This is a genomic window from Serratia sp. MYb239 (assembly GCF_002966855.1).
In the GTDB taxonomy this organism is placed as follows: Bacteria; Pseudomonadota; Gammaproteobacteria; order Enterobacterales; family Enterobacteriaceae; genus Serratia_B; species Serratia_B rhizosphaerae.
The window spans coordinates 4,644,793-4,663,229 of sequence record NZ_CP023268.1 but is presented as its reverse complement, the minus strand read 5'-3'; the positions used below and the strand labels follow the sequence as shown (position 1 = coordinate 4,663,229).

The window sequence follows — 18,437 nt, the reverse complement described above, 5'->3', positions numbered from 1 at the left end:
GGAAGGGCGGAGAATATAGGGTTAGGGTAGCATAAGCAGATGACAATACGTGAGAACGGGCCGGCGCCGCCGGCCCGTCAGGACTTAGTCCCTGGAATGCAGTGAGACAGGCGTCAGCTGCGGGTTAAAGCAGCTTTCATAATAGCTCTGAATGTCAGCCAGCCGGCGGCGGTTCATCCGCTGACGCTGGATCAAGCGGAACGTATTGTAACCGAGGCCGAACGTCACTCCGATCAGCAACAGGCTGGTGCCGAGGTAGCGCCACAGCGTGATGATATCCGGCTCGCTGTGCAGCGCGATATGGCGGGTTCCGTTGGCGTCGGTGCTGAGGCTGGTGATAACGCCCTGCGCTTCAAACGGCGTATGCAGCAGAACGCTGGTCATTCGCTTCAGCGCATTCCACTGCTCCAGCGCATTGTCTTCATTCGGTGATGCGGCCGGCTGCAGCGTATGGTTCACCAGCTGTTTGCCTTCATCGCTGGAGATCAGGAAACCGCCCGGCGGCGGGCTGTTCAGCGCCGCTGCCGCCTGACGGGTTTCCTGATACACGAAGGAGGAGGTGGCCGATTTGGTCAGCCGCTCCAGAGATTCGGCACTGACCGGCCGCAGCAGGACGTTGACGCCGTCCAGCGAGCCGGAACGTGCGCGTTTTACCAGGCTGTTCCAGTCTTTGGCGTTGCCAAGGTTCACCAGAGCGTTTTTCAGCCGCACGCAGTCGTTGCTTTCCCCGCACAGGTCACGGGTCTTCAGCACAATATCAGAAAAATCATCCAGCAGAATCATGCCGGATTTTTCGATGGCGCTGGCCAGCTGCGGGTTGATTTTCTGGTCGCTGCCGCTGGGATGCAGCTGGCTGTTGACCGTGGTGAGCAGCGCCGAGGCCTTATCGATAATGTCCGACTCCGGCTGTGGCAGCGGCGCGGCGGTGTTCCAGTAAATGCCCGAGCAGTCGAACGGCATAAAGCCGGCCGCCGAGGCATTGACCGGCGTCGACGGTACATAGCACATGCCGCTGCCCTGAATTTTCAGGCTGTCGCCGACGTGCAGAGGGATGGTTTCCAGCGCCTGTACGCTGCTGACTTCGGTGCGCTGTGCACCCTGCAGCCAGGCGACGCTCAGTTTCAGCGGCAGGCCCAGCGGGATGTAACTCAGCAGTAAAATCAGCACCAGCAGCGAGCTGGCGATCAGCGCGGCGTTCTTCCCCCAGTGCTGCAGCGGGAAGTGCTTCATTTCATCATGCAGCGACAGGTAACGCCCCTGGCGCACCACCTGGCGGTTGAGATAGATATCGACGTCGGTAGGCTTGCCCAGATCTGCGCTGACGAACGACTGCCAGTGCGTGGGATACGCCAGGTCGACGGTGCCGAGCGAGATGTTGCTGATCTGCCCCTGACCGGACTCGCCGAACAGCCCCCAGCGCTTCGGCGTGCCACGCAGGCAATGAATCTCTTTCAGTTCATGATCGGCCGGGCGGCGGAACAGGTTCCAGCACCCCCAGGCGATCATCAGCACCGCGACGAAAATCATCCACGGCACCACCAGAACGGGGCTGATCAGGCTGAAGAACAGCAGCAGCAGGGCGGCGGAAATAATGCCGGCTTCCTTCAGGCCGCTGGGCCTGCTGAGCATATGTTCTTCCGGCGTTTCCTTACGGATATTCAGCAGCTCGACATGTTCGCTTTCTTCCTTGCGGATGGAAGCGTTGCGCGCCGGTTCGGCGCTGACGACCGGCGGCAGCGGGCGATCGTTGATATGGTCGGTGAGCGAGTGGCCGTTGAGGGAGATCACCAGCGGCAGCGTTTGCGTTTTGATGATTTCCACGTGGTTGTCGGCGCTGATGTACTGTTCCCAGAACGGCGGCAGATGCACCTCTTCGGAGTCCAGATAGTAGCGCCATTTGTTCGGCTCATCGCTGGCGAGGCCGTAACGGGTAATCGCGTGGGTAACCGGGTAGACGTTGTCGCTTTGCGGGGTCAGCGCCAGCTTACTGGCGGACAGGGGCGAGCTGCTGGGCAGCAGTTTATTGCCCAGCCGGTTTTGCTGACCGAGGTAGTGCTCGACTGCCGCTCGCTCTTCCGACGTCAGCTTGCGGTGCGTCGGCTTGAGAAAGGGCAATGAACGGGCCAATACCGGCCGGTTGCGAGCTTTAAACCAAAAATACAGGCCAGCAATTATCAGACAGGCAAGCACTAAGGCTAATATCAACACTATTGTGCTCATGCTATCCCCATATTACGCCATGACTCCCGTCAACCTGATGATAAAGTTGCCTATTATATGCAGTAAATCAGAATGAGGCAGCTGCGGCGCCGGTAAAAATGAAAAAACGCACGGTTAAACAAACCCCAATCCTGCACGATGATAACAAGCGGCGACCACTGCTAATATCGGCATTGTCCTATTTTAACACGATTTATTTGCTGAATTAGCGGAGAAAAAAGGCATCTGCTGGCCGGAGTTGTTAAAAAAAAGTAAATTAGAGGCTGTATGCGTTGCGACCAAGGTTCCCATTAACGCACAATGTGATCAAGATCGACAATGGTCAGCGTCTCATCATGCCGTTAACGGCATGCTGCGCCAATCATTATTCCGGTTACCCTATCCTCGGCACCATACTTGGGAGGCGCAGGGCGGTAACGCATTTTGAGGCAATCATGGATAAACACCTGCAAAAACCTAAAATCCTGAAGGTAGAAACCATCGCACGTTCGCGCTTGTTTAACGTTGAATCTGTCGATCTGGAGTTCAGCAACGGTGTGCGGCGAGTATACGAACGTATGCGGCCTTCCGACCGTGAAGCGGTGATGATTGTGCCGGTAATTGGCGACGACCTGCTGTTGATTCGCGAGTATGCGGTCGGCACGGAATCCTATGAGCTGGGGTTCCCGAAGGGGCTGATCGACCCGGGTGAAGAGGTGCTGGAAGCCGCCAACCGCGAATTGATGGAAGAGGTGGGTTTCGGAGCGGAGCGCTTTGATTTCCTCAGCAAGTTAACCATGGCACCGTCCTATTTCTCCAGCAAGATGAATATCGTGCTGGCACACGATCTGTACCCGCAAAAGCTGGAAGGGGACGAGCCGGAGCCGCTGCCGCAGGTGCGCTGGCCCATTGCCAATATGATGGCGCTGTTGGCGGAACCGGATTTTCGCGAAGCGCGTAACGTCAGCGCGTTGTTCCTGGCCGAGGCCTTCCTGCGCGGCGGCCGTTAAACGGCCGCACGCGATGTTTATCGCCTGACACAGCGCAAATAAAAAGGGCCAGATTTCTCTGGCCCTTGTTTATGGTTAGAACAGTTCGTGGCTTTCGCCGCCGGAATCCATCAGGGTGGTGCCAGCATCATAGGTCGGGTACTCCGTTGGCTGAGTGCCTTCGATAAAGTACTCGGAACGGCTGCCGGCGCCGCCTTTCGACAGCTTGCCGGTGCTCTTGTCGATAATAACGCTGATAATGCCCTGCGGCGGCGTGGCTTTCTGCTCCGGAATGCCTTCCAGCGCAATCTTCATAAACTCATCCCACGCCGGCTGCGCGCTCTTCGCACCGCCTTCGCCGCCGGAAATCTGGTCCGGAATGGCGCCGGAGGCCGTTGAGCGACCCAGGGTGCGGCGGTGGTCATCAAAGCCGATCCAGACGGTGGTGACCGTATCCGGGCCATAGCCGGAGAACCAGGCGTCTTTCGAGCTGTTGGTGGTGCCGGTTTTGCCGCCGATATCACGACGTTTCAGATCGCGGCCGGCGCGCCAGCCGGTACCCATCCAGCCCGGCTCGCCGTAGATGTTGCTGTTCAGCGCATCGTGGATCAGGAATGACAGCGGCGTGTTGATCACGTGCGGCGCATACTGCTGATCGCCGTCCTGCAGCACCTGGGCCGGGGTAACCTGCTCCAGCTTTGGCATTGGCACGCCGGCGTTGTTGTTGTCTTCCTGTGAGACCGCCACGTTTTCCACGTTATCGTCCGACAGCACCGCCGAACGGTGGGTGTCGCCGTAAATCACCGGCAGGTTACAGCTGTTGCAGACCACTTTCGGCTTGGCTTCAAAAATGGTGTTGCCGGTTTCATCTTCGATATGTGTGATGAAGTACGGATCCACCAGATAACCGCCGTTCGCCAGCACGGCGTAGCCGCGCACCAGCTGCATCGGGGTGAAGGAGGCGGAACCCAGCGCCAGCGACTCTGAATGCACGATGTTTTGCGCCGGGAAGCCGAAACGCTGCAGGTATTCAGCCGCGTAGTCGACGCCCATCGCACGCATGGCGCGCACCATCACCACGTTCTTCGACTGCCCCAGACCCTGACGCAGACGGATTGGACCGACGTAGGTAGGCGGCGAGTTCTTCGGACGCCATTCGGTGCCGGAGCCGGCATCCCAGCGGGTGACCGGCAGGTCGTTCAGGATCGTGGCCAGCGTTAAGCCTTTATCCATCGCTGCGGTATACAGGAACGGCTTGATATTGGAGCCGACCTGACGCAGCGCCTGGGTGACGCGGTTGAACTTGCTCTGGTTGAAGTCGAAACCGCCGACCAGCGCTTTCACGGCGCCGTCATGCGGATTCAGCGATATCAGCGCGGAGTTGACGTCCGGCACCTGCGACAGCCACCAGGCATCGTTAACCTTACGCACCCAGACCTGCTGGCCAACCTGCACCACATCGGTCACGCGCTTCGGCGTCGGGCCTTGCAGCGTGTCGGATTTGTAAGGGCGCGCCCAGCGCATGCCCGCCATCGGCAGAGCGATGCTGCTGCCGTCCGCCAGCATGGCGGTTGCCTGCTCGGCATTGGCGGCGGTGATCACCGCCGGCGCCAGCGGGCCGTAGTTTGGCAGGCCTTTGAGCGAGGTGGTGATTTGCTTCTGATCCCAGGCAGCTTCGCCGACTTTCCACAGCACATTGGACGGGCCGCGGTAGCCGTGGCGCATATCGTACGCCAGCACGTTGTCGCGTACCGACTGCTGTGCCGCCAGCTGCAGCTTCTTGGTGACGGTGGTATAGACCTTGTAGCCGTCGGTGTAGGCGTTTTCACCGTAACGCTTGATCATTTCCTGGCGCACCATCTCGGCGAGATAGGGGGCGGAGAAGCTGATCTGCGGCGCGTGGTAGTTGGCTACCAGCGGCTCGTTACGCGCTTCGTCGTATTGTGCCTGGTTGATGTAGTGTTCACCCAGCATACGGGCCAGCACCACGTTACGGCGCGCCACGGCGCGATCGTGCGAATAGAGCGGGTTAAAGGTGGACGGCGCCTTCGGCAGGCCGGCGATGGTGGCGATTTCGCTCAGGGTCAGCTGACTGACGTCTTTGCCGAAATAGACCTGCGCCGCGGCGCCGACGCCGTAGGAGCGGTAACCCAGATAAATTTTGTTCAGATACAGCTCAAGAATTTCATCTTTCGTCAGCATCTGCTCAATACGCACCGCCAAAAACGCTTCCTTAATCTTACGCATCAGCGTGCGTTCCGGACTCAGGAAGAAGTTTCTGGCGAGCTGTTGGGTGATGGTACTTGCCCCCTGGGACGCGTGGCCGGAGACCATCGCCACCGACGCGGCGCGGAAGATACCGATCGGGTCAACGCCGTGGTGCTCATAGAACCGGCTGTCCTCGGTGGCGATAAAGGCGCGCACCATCACCGGCGGAATTTGATCCAGTTTGAGCGGAATACGGCGTTTTTCGCCGTATTGGGCGATCAGTTCGCCATCGGCACTGTAAACCTGCATCGGGATTTGCAGTCGGACATCTTTCAGCGTTGCGACGTCGGGCAGCTGTGGCTCGACATATTTGTACAAGCCAAAAACCGAGGCTGCTCCCAGCACGATGCAACATACTGCAAGGATTAGAAAATACTTTACGAACTTCACCTGAGATTTCCCATTTTCATGTCATTTGGGCAGTTTATAAACAACCGCGCGGTAGTATAAAGGTAAGGCTTCGCCATGGATATGTTCTTTTATCATCTCATCTTAAGGAGGCGGGTCAAAATATGTTCCCGAACACATGGAATGTGGGGCTCGACATACAGAGCAACAGCCTGCGTGCAATCGCGGCACAACAGCGTCGCGGCGGTTGGCAGCTGCGGCACTGGTGGCAACAAAACTTGCCGTATGCCGTATTGCGCGACGGTTATCTGGATCAATCCGAAAGTTTAATTCCGCTGTTGCGGCAATGGCGAATCCGCTTGCCGAGACATATTTCCTTACGCATTGCCTTACCTGTGCAACGGGTTTTACAACATGTCATACCGGCGCCGGATGCTCGGCTGCAGGAGCCGGCGCGCGATCGCTATATCACCGCGCAGGGGGCGAAGCAGTTCCCGCTCGACAGCCAGACGCTGGCGCTGGACTACCGTCCGCCGCAGGAACGGGCGGCGCAACTGTTGCTCACCGCCGCCCGCCAGCAGGAACTGCAGATGTGGCTGCGCTGCCTGCAGCAGGCCGATCTCTCACCGCAGGTGGTGGATATCACGCCCTGCGCGTTGTTGGCCATGGGGGAGGCGGCCGGGCTGCCGGCCGATGCCGTTTTGCTGCATCGGCTGGACGATCACTGGCTGTGGGCGGCGCCGCGCAGTGCTGCTTTTGCCTGCGGCGTGCTGCGCGAGTCGGAGACGGACGGTGCCGATCGGGCGTTAGCGGCGGTGTTGGCCGCCAACGCCGGAGCGGAGACGCTGTATTACAGCAGCGTACTGGACGAACCCGCACCGGAGGGGGCACGGCTATGGTCGCCGCTTGACGCTTTCCCTTACCGGCAGGCGCCGCTGCCGGCAAAGCCGGGGGCCTTTGTGCTGGCCGGCGGGTTGGCGCTGCGTCAGGAGGACTGCTGATGTATCAGGTGAATTTATTGCCCTGGCGCCAGCGGGCGCAGCGTCGACGCGCACACTTCTGGCTACGTTTGCTGACGCTGCAGCTGGCATTGGCGCTGACGATCGCCGCCGTGATGTTGGCAGGCGTGCGCCATCGGCAGCAGCAACAGCGCAGCCTGCTGCAGCAATACACGCAGCAGAACGAGGCGTTGCAGCAGCAGTATCGGCTGATTCAAGCGGCGACGGGGGAACTAACGCGGCTGAGTGAACGCCAGGCGCAGCATCGCCGCAATCAGGCCCATAATCTGCAGTATGCGCGGTTTTTGCCGCAGTTGGCGGCGGCGCTGCCGGCCAGCGTATGGCTGCTCTCGCTGGATACACAGGCGCATACCCTGCGGGTGCGTGGGCTGAGTCAGGGGTATCCGGCATTGGCCCGGCTGACGCACCGTTTGACGACGCAGGCGTTGTTGCCCGGTCATCGGTTGACGGACGTCGCGCAACGTTCGGACGGCCTGTTCTCTTTTACCCTGACGGCGCCCTGGAGGCATGATGAGTAGGCCGTTGCCTGATGGGCTTATCCTTTGGCTGCAACGACCAGGGTGGCAAGTGTTGGCCTGGCAGTGGCTGCTGCTTGGCGTCTTGCTGGCGCTACCCGGCATGTTGCTGATCCGTGGCGAGTGGCGGCAGTCGGCTCGCTTAAGTGATGACGTCCGACAGCAGGCGCAACGCGTGGAGCAGTTGCAGCTGCAGTTGGCATCGCTGCCGTCGCTGGCGACGTTGGAGCAACAGATAGCGCAGCAGCGGGAACGGCGGCCGGCCGAACCGGAACTGGCGGAGGTGCTGCAGCGGACCGGCGTCAGGCTGTTGCGTTGGCAGCGGCAGGAACAGCCGGCGCAGCAACGGCTGCGGTTACGCAGCGACTACTTCTCTTTGCTGCAGCTGCTGGAAAGTTTGCCGGGCACGGTGCGCATCAGTCAGTTATCCCTGGAGATGCAGCCGGAAGGATTGAGTGCGGAATGGCTGTTGCAATAAGGCATTGCGGCTGGTTGGCGCTGGCGTTGGTGCCTGCGCTGTGGGCGGCGCAGCCGCGCGATCCTTTCCAACCGCCTGCCGTATCCTGTCCCGGCACCGGCGTGTCGCCCGAACGATGGCGGCTGACGGGCATCATCGGGCAGGCGGATCGCCGTATGGGCTGGGTCATCACGCCGGAAAAGCGCTGGTTGCGGCTGCAGCTCCGGCAAGAGGTGCTGAACGGGCGCTGGCAGGTGACGCATATTGGCGTACAGACGCTGAGGCTGCAGGCCGTGGTGACCGATGCGCTCTGTCCGCCGACAGCCGGCGATGTCACGCTGGTTTTGGGGAGTAATAAGGAAGCAATATGAAAGGATGCAAAAGTTTGGCGGGGCTGCTGTGCGCGTTATCGTTCGCCGTTATGGCGGCACAACAGGATGATGCGCCGGTTTCTCTGACGTTTCATGATGCGCCGATCGTTCTGGTGCTGCAGGCGCTGGCAGATTATCAGCAGCTGAATCTGGTGACGGCGGAGACGGTGAGCGGCACCCTGACGCTGCGGCTGGAAGAGGTGCCGTGGCGGCAGGCGCTGGCGGTGATTTTGCGGATGGGGAAGCTGAACATGACGCTCGACGGCAAGGTGATGACGGTCTTTCCGGCCGAGAAGATGCCGCCGCCGCTGCAGACGCTGACGCAGCGGCTGCATCACGCAGAGGCGGCGGCGATCTCGCAGAGCTTACAGGCGCAGCGCGGCGCGCTGTTGAGCGAGCGCGGCAGTGTCGTGGTGGATCAGCGTACCAACACCCTGATGATTCGCGACGAGGCACCGGCGCTGAAGGTGCTGGCAGACTGGCTGCAGCAGATGGATCGGCCACTGGAGCAGGTGCAGCTGGCGGCGCATATCGTTACTATCGGCAGTGAGGATTTACGCGAGCTGGGCGTCAGTTGGGGGCTGGCGGACGAAGAACTGCTGGCGAAAGCGCTGCGGCTCGACAACTTTAGCGTTGGTTTGCCCCTGGAGCGCAGTGCGATAAGCGCGGGGTTTCACTTGGCGCGCATCAGCGGACGCATCCTGGATCTGGAACTGACGGCGCTGGAACAGGAAAATGCGCTGGAGATTATCGCCAGCCCGCGTCTGGTCACCGCTAACCAGCAGACCGCCAGTATCAAGCAAGGGACGGAAATTCCGTATGAAGTGTCCAGCGGCGCCAGCGGTGCGACGTCGGTTGAATTTAAAGAGGCGGTGCTGGGGATGGAGGTCACGCCGAAGATTTTACCTAACGGTCGTATTGCGTTGCAGTTGCAGATCAGCCAAAACATGCCCGGCCGCGCGATCAAGCAGGGGGAGGGCGAAGCCCTGGCGATCGACAAGCAGGAGATAAAAACGCAGGTCACGGTAAAAAACGGCGAAACCATCGTTTTGGGCGGCATATTCCAGCGGCAAAGCAGCCGCAGCGCCGATAAGGTGCCGGGATTGGGCGATGTACCGCTGCTGGGTTCGCTGTTTAAACGCAGCGGCACACAGTATAAAAAGCGGGAACTGGTGATTTTCATCACGCCAACCCTGGTCAAAGGTTGAGCACTCAGCGGCCTCGCCGACGAAAATCTGCAGAAGTTGATGTGCAGATGCACTTTTTTCTCGCCACAGAGACATCTGAGTTTGACGCTGCGGCCGATTTAGCTTACAAGGGTTACCGAATTGAGCTCCGAGGTTTTTTTGTTAACGCTCAGACGCCGTTAAAAACATATGGTTTCCCTCCCGCGGCGTGGATAGCGATTTATTCGGTTGCCAAACTACCAAGAGTGTTGAGATAATTTTTCGTCTGATCTCGCACTATCGCTCATGAGGTTTCAGTTTAGGTCCCGCCGCTGATTTGATTGGCGGGGCGGGTTATCATTAACGAATTGTCTTAGTAATACCGAAAAACATGGCAGAGAAACGCAATATCTTTCTGGTTGGGCCTATGGGTGCCGGCAAAAGCACTATTGGCCGTCAGTTAGCTCAGCAACTCAATATGGAGTTCTTCGACTCCGATCAAGAAATTGAGCGACGTACCGGAGCTGACGTGGGCTGGGTATTCGACGTGGAAGGCGAAGAAGGTTTCCGCGATCGTGAAGAAAAAGTCATTAATGAACTGACGGAAAAGCAAGGGATTGTGCTGGCGACCGGCGGTGGTTCGGTGAAATCGCGTGAGACGCGTAACCGTCTGTCGGCGCGAGGTGTCGTTGTTTATTTAGAAACCACCATCGAAAAACAGTTGGCTCGTACCCAGCGTGATAAAAAGCGTCCGCTGCTGCAGGTTGATGAGCCGCCGCGTGAGGTGTTGGAGGCGCTGGCAAAGGAACGCAATCCGTTGTACGAAGAAATCGCCGATGTCACTATCCGTACCGACGATCAAAGCGCTAAGGTAGTTGCCAACCAGATTATCAATATGCTGGAAAACAACTGATTGCGTTCCCCGCGCCGCGATGCGGGGAGTAACCACATTGGGGAACTGGGCGCGATATGGAAAGAGTTACCGTAACGCTTGGGGAGCGTAGCTACCCGATTACCATTGCTGCCGGATTGTTTAACGATCCGGCTTCTTTTATGCCGCTGCAGGCGGGCGATCAGGTGATGCTGGTCACTAACCAGACGCTGGCGCCGCTGTATCTGGAACAGGTGCGTAAGGTGCTTGAACAGAGCGGCGTGGTGGTTGATCAGGTGATTCTGCCGGATGGCGAACAGTATAAATCCCTTGCGGTGCTGGAACAGGTGTTCTCGGCGTTGCTGGCCAAGCCCCATGGCCGCGACACCACCCTGGTCGCCCTTGGCGGCGGCGTTATCGGCGACCTGACCGGGTTTGCCGCGGCGTGCTACCAGCGCGGCGTCCGTTTTATTCAGGTGCCGACCACACTGCTGTCGCAGGTGGACTCCTCCGTTGGCGGGAAAACCGCCGTCAATCATCCGCTCGGTAAAAACATGATCGGCGCGTTCTATCAGCCGGCTTCGGTCGTGGTTGATCTGGACTGCCTGAAGACGTTACCGGCGCGCGAGCTTTCATCCGGTCTGGCGGAAGTGATCAAGTATGGGATTATTCTTGATGCCGATTTCTTCCGTTGGCTGGAAAATAATATCGATGCGTTGGTCGCGCTGGATATGCAGGCGCTGGCATACTGCATTCGTCGCTGCTGCGAACTGAAAGCGCAGGTGGTTGCCGCCGATGAGCGTGAAAGCGGCCTGCGCGCCCTGCTGAATCTGGGCCATACCTACGGCCACGCGATTGAGGCGGAGCTGGGTTACGGCGTCTGGCTGCACGGCGAAGCCGTGGCGGCCGGCATGATGATGGCGGCGCACACTGCACGTCGGCTGGGACAGTTTTCCGAGCAGGATATTGCGCGCGTCAGCAACTTGCTGCAGCGTGCGGGCCTGCCGGTGACCGGGCCGCAGGAAATGGCGCCGGCGGCGTACCTGCCGCATATGATGCGCGACAAGAAGGTGCTGGCCGGTGAACTGCGCCTGGTGCTGCCGACGGCGATCGGCGCAGCGGAGGTTCGCAGCGGCGTAGCGCATGATACGGTATTGGCGTCGATTGAAGATTGCCTGCCGCAGTAAATGACTTGCGCGCTCTCTGATAAATCGTCGTGTTTTGGCGGTGTTGTCAAAAGAAGAGGGCAATAACAGTGGCTTAGCCGCGGTTTGCATCTATATTATTAATCATGCGAATGGGTTTTGCCCGATTATCATGATTTGGGTTAATCGGCTGTATCGCCGTCGCTTTACCGTGATACGCCCCAGGTGGCTGGTGCTACGCAAGGCGGCCAGCCTGCGGGGTAACAGCCTTTACCTCTCAGTTGGAGGGTTTTAGATGGATGAATTTAAACCGGAAGACGATCTCCGACCCGATAGCAGCGATCGTCCTTCCTCACGGTCGCGTAAAGCGGCCCCCGGCCCGCGTTTAGCCGTTTCACGTCAGCATCTGATGATCGGCATCGGCATCCTGGTGCTGTTGCTGCTGATTATCGGGATCGGCTCTGCGCTGAAAGCGCCGACCAAACACGAATCCGCGCAGCAGCAGGGCAATCAGTCCGGTTCGGCGCGCGACATCAATCTGTCCGGCTCCTCATCGTTGACCACGACGAATAATGGCGTTCCGGGCGGCACCACCGATGCCAATGACGCCAACGGCGTGAATACGACCCAGCCGCAGCAGCCGCAAGAGATCAGCGTACCGCCGATTTCCGGCACGCCGACCGAGGCGCAGCCACAGCCGCAACAGGGCGGCGCGCAGCAACGCGTGGATCTGCCGGGCAATATGAACGATGCACTCTCTGCGCAGCAAGGGCAGGTCGATGCCGCTACGCAAGGCATGACGGGCGGCAATTCAACGCTGCCGACGGCGCCGGCGACGGTGATGGGCGGTTCGAATACGCCGCGTGAAACCACGCGCCCGGTGCAGAGCCATACCGCGCAGCCGCATAAAACGCCGGCGAAGAGCGCCAGCAAACCGACCGCCTCGACGCATAAATCAAGCAGCAGCAAAGCCTCAGCCTCCTCCGGGAAATCCGCTGCGGTCAGCGGCAGCGGCGGCGCTATCCAGTCTGCCCCGGCCAGCCGCTTCACGCTGCAGCTGAGCAGCGCGTCCCGCTCCGATACCTTGAACGCTTTTGCCAAACAGCAGAAGCTGCCGAACTATTCCGTGTATCAAACCACGCGCAACGGCAAACCGTGGTTCGTACTGGTGAGCGGCGTTTACGCCTCTTCCGGTGAAGCGAAGCGCGCCATTGCGTCGTTGCCGGCGGATGTGCAGGCGAAAAAACCGTGGGTTCGTTCTGTACGTCAGGTACAGCAGGACCAGAAAAAGTAATCTGACAGCTTTCAGGCCGCCCTCCTGCGCCATGCGACGACCTCAGGTCCGAGCCATGGCCAGGCGGCGGCCTGCAGGATGAAGGGTATCAATCATTTTAATTTGTGCGCTGATGTGCTGTCTGAAACAGAGTACAATCCGCCGCTCTGAATTGTATAAGTAGCTAACTGACGGCATGAAGAAAAACCGCGCTTTTTTAAAATGGGCTGGTGGAAAATACCCGCTGGTAGATGAGATTCGTCGTCATCTGCCGGAAGGGGACTGCTTAATCGAGCCCTTCGTAGGTGCGGGGTCGGTGTTCTTGAATACCGATTACGATGCCTATATTCTCGCCGATATCAACAGCGATCTTATCAACCTGTATAACATTGTGAAGCTGCGTACGGATGATTTCGTGCGCGATGCCCGCATTCTGTTCGCCGATGAATTCAATAACTCGGATCAGTTTTACCTGCTGCGCGAAGAGTTTAATACTAGTCAGGACGCGTACCGCCGGGCGTTATTGTTCCTGTATCTGAACCGCCATTGTTACAACGGCCTGTGCCGTTATAACCTGCGCGGCGAATTCAACGTGCCGTTTGGCCGTTACAAAAAGCCTTACTTCCCTGAGGAAGAGCTGTACTGGTTTGCGGAAAAATCGCGCAATGCCACCTTTGTCTGTGAGCATTACCGCGATACCATGCTGAAGGCGACCGCCGGTGCGGTGGTGTATTGCGATCCGCCGTATGCGCCGCTGTCGGCGACGGCGAATTTTACCGCCTATCACACCAACAGCTTCAGCCTGGACGATCAACAGGGGCTGGCGCAGATTGCGCATCAGCTGTCGGTTGAGCATCAGGTGCCGGTATTGATCTCTAACCACGATACCGAACTGACGCGCGACTGGTACCAGCATGCTGCGCTGTATGTGGTGAAAGCCCGCCGCACCATCAGCCGTAATATTCTGGGCCGCAGCAAGGTGAACGAGCTTTTGGCGCTGTATCGCTAAGCCGGAAAGATGCAGGCGCCCGGCGTATCATAACTACCCCTACGTTTGGAGAAGCGGATGAAAAAGAGTTTGATTGCCCCGTCCATTCTGTCGGCAGATTTTGCCCGCCTAGGCGAGGACACGGCGAATGTCTTGGCCGCCGGTGCCGATGTGGTGCATTTTGACGTGATGGATAACCATTACGTACCGAACCTGACCATCGGCCCGATGGTGTGCCAGGCGCTGCGCAACTACGGTATCACCGCGCCGATTGACGTTCATCTGATGGTGAAGCCGGTCGATCGTCTTATTCCGGACTTCGCCAAGGCCGGCGCCAGCTATATCTCTTTCCATCCTGAAGCTTCCGAGCATGTCGATCGCACCATCCAACTGATCAAAGAGCACGGCTGTAAGGCCGGGCTGGTGTTCAACCCGGCTACGCCGCTGAGCTATCTCGACTACGTGATGGATAAGCTTGACGTGATTTTGCTGATGTCGGTCAACCCGGGCTTTGGCGGCCAGTCATTTATCCACGGTACGCTGGATAAGCTGCGTCAGGTGCGCAAGCTGATCGATGACAGCGGCTACGATATCCGTCTGGAAGTGGACGGCGGGGTGAAGGTCGATAATATTGCCGAAATCGCCGCTGCGGGTGCCGATATGTTCGTCGCCGGTTCCGCCATCTTCGGCCAGCCGGACTATCGCACGGTGATCGACGCCATGCGTAGCGAACTGGCGAAAGTCACCCATGGCTGATTTCAACGCCATCCGCGCTCTGGCATTTGACCTGGACGGCACGCTGGTTGACAGTGCGCCGGGCCTGGCCGCGGCGATGGACCAGGCGCTGGCGGAGATGAACCTGCCGCAGCCGGGTATTGAACGGGTCAGCACCTGGATCGGCAACGGCGCCGACGTGCTGGTGCAGCGGGCGCTGCGCTGGGCCGAGGTCGAAGAGACGCCGGAACAGTGCCGACAACTGCGTGAACGTTTCGACCGCTGCTATGCCGACACGGTTGCCGACGGCAGCCGCCTGTTCCCGCAGGTGCGGCAGACGCTGGCGCAGCTGGCGGAGTACGGCATGCCGATGGCGCTGGTGACCAACAAGCCGACGCCGTTTGTCGCGCCGCTGCTGCGTTCGCTGGGGATTGCCGACTACTTTTCGCTGATTATCGGCGGCGATGACGTGATTGAGAAAAAGCCGCATCCGGCGCCGCTGTACCTGGTGCTCGGCAAGCTGGGGCTGCGGGCCGGCGAGCTGTTGTTCGTCGGCGACTCGCGCAATGATATTCAGGCGGCGCAGGCGGCGGGGTGCCTGAGCGTCGGTCTGACGTATGGTTATAACTACGGTGAAGCGATAGCCCTGAGCCATCCCGACCGCGTGTTGGAACGCTTCGCCGATCTGTTGCCCGTTCTTGGGCGGTCATCTTTAGAGAATCAGGAAATTTAAACATGAGTAAGCCCATCGTATTTAGCGGCGCGCAGCCGTCCGGCGAATTGACCATTGGCAACTACATGGGTGCGCTGCGTCAGTGGGTTCATATGCAGGATGATTACGACTGCATCTACTGCATCGTCGATCTGCATGCGATTACCGTACGTCAGGACGCGGCAAAGCTGCGTGAAGCGACGCTGAATACGCTGGCGCTGTATCTGGCCTGCGGCATCGATCCGAACAAAAGCACCATCTTTGTTCAGTCGCACGTACCGGAGCATACGCAGCTGAGCTGGGCGCTGAACTGCTACACCTATTTCGGCGAACTGAGCCGCATGACCCAGTTCAAGGATAAATCCAGCCGCTATGCGGAAAACATCAACGCCGGCCTGTTCGACTATCCGGTGCTGATGGCGGCAGACATTCTGCTGTATCAGACCAACCAGGTGCCGGTAGGCGAAGACCAGAAACAGCACCTGGAGCTGAGCCGCGATGTAGCTTCGCGCTTTAACGCGCTGTACGGCGATATCTTCAAGGTGCCGGAGCCGTTTATTCCAAAATCCGGCGCGCGCGTGATGTCGCTGCAGGAGCCGACCAAGAAGATGTCCAAGTCGGACGATAACCGCAACAACGTTATCGGTCTGCTGGAAGATCCGAAAGCGGTCACCAAAAAAATCAAACGGGCGATGACCGACTCCGATGAGCCGCCGGTCATTCGTTACGACGTGGCCAATAAGGCAGGGGTCTCCAATCTGTTGGATATCCTGTCCGGCGTGACCGGCAAGTCAATTGCCGAGCTGGAAGCCGAGTTCGAAGGCCAGATGTACGGCCACCTGAAAGGCGCGGTTGCCGAGGCGGTGTCCGGCATGTTGGGCGAGCTGCAGGAGCGTTACCACCGTTTCCGCAACGATGAGGCCTATCTGCAGCAGGTGATGCGTGACGGCGCAGCCAAAGCGCGCGCACGTGCACAGGAAACGCTGAATAAAGTCTATGAAGCGATCGGCTTTGTGGCGCACCCGTAAACTCAGGGCGTCAGACAGCAAAAAGGCCGGGCATTTGCCCGGCCTTTGTCATTTTTAACCCGTTGTCAGGCCATTTTCGCCAGCTCCGGCGCGGCTTCGCGGCTGGCGAACCAGTTCAGTTGACTGCGCAGGCTGACGACGCTGCCGACAATAATCAGGCTCGGGCTGGCCGCCTGCTGCGCCAGCGCCGGCAACTGCCGCAGTTCGCCTTCAAGCACTCGCTGACGACGGCTGGTGCCGTTCTCCACCAGTGCTACCGGCGTATCGGCGGCCATACCGTGCGCGATCAGCTGCCTCTGAATCTCTCCCGCCTGCGACAGACCCATATAGAACACCAGCGTCTGCTGGCCGGCGGCCAGCGTGGCCCAGTCGAGATCGCCGTCGCTTTTGGCATGGCCGGTGACCAGACGGATGCTTTGCGCATGGTCGCGGTGGGTCAGGGGAATACCGCTGTAAGCTGAGCAGCCGGAGGCGGCGGTGATGCCCGGCACCACGGAAAACGGAATGCCGCCCGCCGCCAGCGTCTCCAGCTCTTCGCCGCCGCGGCCGAAGATAAACGGGTCGCCGCCTTTCAGACGCACCACGCGTTTACCGCTTTGCGCCTGCTCCAGCAGAATCTGGTTAATCTGCGCCTGCGGCACGCAGTGATCGCCGGCGCGTTTGCCGACAAAAATGCGTTCGGCGTCGCGGCGCACCAGCGCCATCACGTCATCAGAAACCAGACGGTCGTAAACCACCACATCGGCTTGCTGTATCTGCTGCAGGCCTTTCAGCGTCAGCAGACCGGCATCGCCCGGCCCGGCGCCCACCAGCACCACTTCACCGCCGGCGTGAGTCTGGCTGGCGAACAGCGCTTCGGTCTGGCTGGCGAACAGCGCTTCGGTCTGGCTGGTGATCATGGCGTCATCGTTATTGGCCAGCGACTGCGCCAGCCGGTCGTGGGCAAACAGCCGCTCCCAGAAACGACGGCGGTCTTCAGGCCGTGCAAAGCGCTGTTTTACGCGCTGGCGCAGCGTACCGCCCCACTGCGCCAGACGGCCGAGGTGCTGCGGCAGCGTGGCCTCCAGTTTTTCACGCAGCAGACGCGCCAGCACCGGCGCTTTCCCGCCGGACGAAACGGCGACCATGATTGGCGAGCGGTCGATAATCGACGGCATGATAAAGCTGGCGCGTTTAGGATCGTCCACCACGTTGCAAAACACCCGTTGCTGATTGGCGCACTGATACACCAGCGCGTTGACCTCCATCCGGTCGGTGGCGGCAATCACCAGCCACTGTTCCGCCAGCAGTTCGGCACGGAAGTCGCCGCCGATCAGCGTGACCTGTCCCTGTTCGGCCCAGCGCTGAAACTGTTCGTTGAACGTCGGTGCGTTGACCGTCAGCTGTGCGCCGGCATCCAGCAGCAACCGCGCCTTGCGCTCGGCGACGTCACCGCCGCCGACCAGCAGGCAGGCTTTATGTTGCAGTTGGCAGAAAATGGGTAGGTAATCCATCAGCAATTCCTCTGGGCGGGGCCAGGGGCGCCGCGTACGGCGCCCGGGATAAGTCGGTAATTATGCGGTCTGACGTGCGCGCTTGCTATCCCCCTGCGGGCGCTGCGCGCGTGGGGTGGCGTACCAGTAGCCAAGCCCCATCAGAATCATGCCGGAAACCATATTGCCCAGCGTGACCCACAGCAGGTTATGGCCGATGCCGCCGAGCGTATAGGCTTCGCCGTGCTGGCCGAACCAGGAGAGCGCGAACAGCGTCATATTGGCGACCGAGTGTTCGTAGCCGGAAGCGATAAACGCCAGCAGACACCACCAGATGGCGATAAATTTCGCCGCGCCCTCAACGCGCAGCGCCATCCAGATCGCCAGGCAGACCAGCCAGTTGCACAGGATACCCTTGAAGAACAGCACGTCCGCCGGCGCGGTGGTTTTCGCCAGCGCCACGCTGTGCACCAGACTGGTGTCTACCGGCAGCAGGCTGCCGCCGCCATAATAGTACATCAAGGCGACCAGCACCGACCCCAGCAGGTTACCGAGCCAGGTCTGCGGCAGCACCGTCCACATCTGCCCCTGTGAGATGGCGCCGGCTTTGACGCCGAGCGTCAGGAACATGGTGTGGCCGGTAAACAGTTCGGAACCGGCGATAATCACCAGCGTCAGCGCGATGCCGAAGGTGGCGCCCATCACCAGCGGGCGCACGGACGGATCCACCAGATTGCCGAGGGTGAAAATCAGGATGATGCCAAGGCCCACATAGGCGCCGGCCATGGCGGAGGCGATCCAAAAGCCGAGCGGGCTCTCCTTCGCCAGTTTGACGATGCGCGCCGCGTTGGCGGCGCATTTGTTGATGGTGTCGGTAAACATAGGCTGTTCCCAGAAGGTTA

The 18,437-nt window shown here is 59.6% G+C and carries 17 protein-coding genes; 13 read left to right on the top strand and 4 right to left on the bottom strand.

All coding sequences use genetic code 11. The features are described 5' to 3' along the window. Positions 1-84: 84 nt before the first annotated feature. Positions 85-2,220 carry an intracellular growth attenuator family protein gene (locus CLM71_RS22375; RefSeq protein ID WP_105232935.1) on the bottom strand — a complete coding sequence of 712 codons (2,136 nt, stop codon included), beginning with the start codon at positions 2,218-2,220 and terminating at the stop codon, positions 85-87. A 434-nt stretch (positions 2,221-2,654) separates the two neighbouring features. Here CLM71_RS22375 and nudE point away from each other — a divergent pair, with 434 nt between their 5' ends. After that, the gene (gene nudE, locus CLM71_RS22370; RefSeq protein ID WP_105232934.1) at positions 2,655-3,209 is read left to right on the top strand and encodes an ADP compounds hydrolase NudE; all 555 of its coding nucleotides are present in this window, start codon (positions 2,655-2,657) and stop codon (positions 3,207-3,209) included. A 75-nt stretch (positions 3,210-3,284) separates the two neighbouring features. Here nudE and mrcA read toward each other — a convergent pair whose 3' ends face one another. Continuing rightward, positions 3,285-5,846 (bottom strand): peptidoglycan glycosyltransferase/peptidoglycan DD-transpeptidase MrcA, encoded by a 2,562-nt coding sequence (mrcA, locus tag CLM71_RS22365; RefSeq protein ID WP_105232933.1) that lies wholly within the window; start codon positions 5,844-5,846, stop codon positions 3,285-3,287. Positions 5,847-5,968: 122 nt separating this feature from the next. Between mrcA and pilM the strand changes: the two genes are divergently transcribed. From pilM to trpS, 12 genes are all read left to right on the top strand, one after another. Continuing rightward, positions 5,969-6,805: a type IV pilus biogenesis protein PilM gene (gene pilM / locus CLM71_RS22360; RefSeq protein WP_105232932.1), complete on the top strand. Its 837-nt coding sequence runs from the start codon at positions 5,969-5,971 to the stop codon at positions 6,803-6,805. Continuing rightward, a complete protein-coding gene (locus CLM71_RS22355; RefSeq protein WP_105232931.1) occupies positions 6,805-7,341 on the top strand; it encodes a PilN domain-containing protein in 537 nt (178 codons plus the stop codon). Before pilM ends, CLM71_RS22355 begins: the two co-directional genes overlap by 1 nt. 49 nt (positions 7,342-7,390) lie before the next feature. Next, positions 7,391-7,816, top strand: a complete 426-nt coding sequence (locus CLM71_RS22350; protein ID WP_158684853.1) for a hypothetical protein — start codon at positions 7,391-7,393, stop codon at positions 7,814-7,816. Further along, complete coding sequence (locus tag CLM71_RS22345; RefSeq protein ID WP_105232929.1) at positions 7,801-8,166, top strand: HofP DNA utilization family protein; 366 nt, start codon at positions 7,801-7,803, stop codon at positions 8,164-8,166. The genes CLM71_RS22350 and CLM71_RS22345 overlap by 16 nt, the downstream gene beginning before the upstream one ends. After that, a complete protein-coding gene (gene hofQ, locus CLM71_RS22340) occupies positions 8,163-9,374 on the top strand; it encodes a DNA uptake porin HofQ (protein ID WP_105232928.1) in 1,212 nt (403 codons plus the stop codon). Before CLM71_RS22345 ends, hofQ begins: the two co-directional genes overlap by 4 nt. Before the next feature lie 349 nt (positions 9,375-9,723). Beyond that, positions 9,724-10,245 (top strand): shikimate kinase AroK, encoded by a 522-nt coding sequence (gene aroK / locus CLM71_RS22335; protein ID WP_015962198.1) that lies wholly within the window; start codon positions 9,724-9,726, stop codon positions 10,243-10,245. Positions 10,246-10,301: 56 nt separating this feature from the next. Further along, positions 10,302-11,390 (top strand): 3-dehydroquinate synthase, encoded by a 1,089-nt coding sequence (gene aroB, locus CLM71_RS22330; RefSeq protein WP_105232927.1) that lies wholly within the window; start codon positions 10,302-10,304, stop codon positions 11,388-11,390. A 253-nt stretch (positions 11,391-11,643) separates the two neighbouring features. Further along, a complete protein-coding gene (locus tag CLM71_RS22325) occupies positions 11,644-12,642 on the top strand; it encodes an SPOR domain-containing protein (protein ID WP_105232926.1) in 999 nt (332 codons plus the stop codon). A gap of 175 nt (positions 12,643-12,817) precedes the next feature. After that, a complete protein-coding gene (gene dam / locus CLM71_RS22320) occupies positions 12,818-13,630 on the top strand; it encodes an adenine-specific DNA-methyltransferase (RefSeq protein ID WP_015962195.1) in 813 nt (270 codons plus the stop codon). Between the two features lie 57 nt (positions 13,631-13,687). Beyond that, positions 13,688-14,365, top strand: coding sequence for a ribulose-phosphate 3-epimerase (gene rpe, locus CLM71_RS22315; RefSeq protein ID WP_105232925.1), 678 nt, complete (start codon positions 13,688-13,690; stop codon positions 14,363-14,365). Further along, positions 14,358-15,056, top strand: a complete 699-nt coding sequence (locus CLM71_RS22310) for a phosphoglycolate phosphatase (RefSeq protein ID WP_105232924.1) — start codon at positions 14,358-14,360, stop codon at positions 15,054-15,056. The genes rpe and CLM71_RS22310 overlap by 8 nt, the downstream gene beginning before the upstream one ends. 2 nt (positions 15,057-15,058) lie before the next feature. Beyond that, on the top strand, positions 15,059-16,063 hold the full coding sequence (gene trpS, locus CLM71_RS22305) for a tryptophan--tRNA ligase (protein ID WP_105232923.1): 1,005 nt from the start codon (positions 15,059-15,061) through the stop codon (positions 16,061-16,063). Positions 16,064-16,128: 65 nt separating this feature from the next. Here trpS and cysG read toward each other — a convergent pair whose 3' ends face one another. After that, positions 16,129-17,556 (bottom strand): siroheme synthase CysG, encoded by a 1,428-nt coding sequence (gene cysG / locus CLM71_RS22300; protein WP_105232922.1) that lies wholly within the window; start codon positions 17,554-17,556, stop codon positions 16,129-16,131. 60 nt (positions 17,557-17,616) lie between these two features. Then, entirely contained in the window at positions 17,617-18,417 is an 801-nt protein-coding gene (gene nirC / locus CLM71_RS22295) for a nitrite transporter NirC (RefSeq protein WP_105232921.1), read from the bottom strand. Between the last annotated feature and the right edge of the window lie 20 nt (positions 18,418-18,437).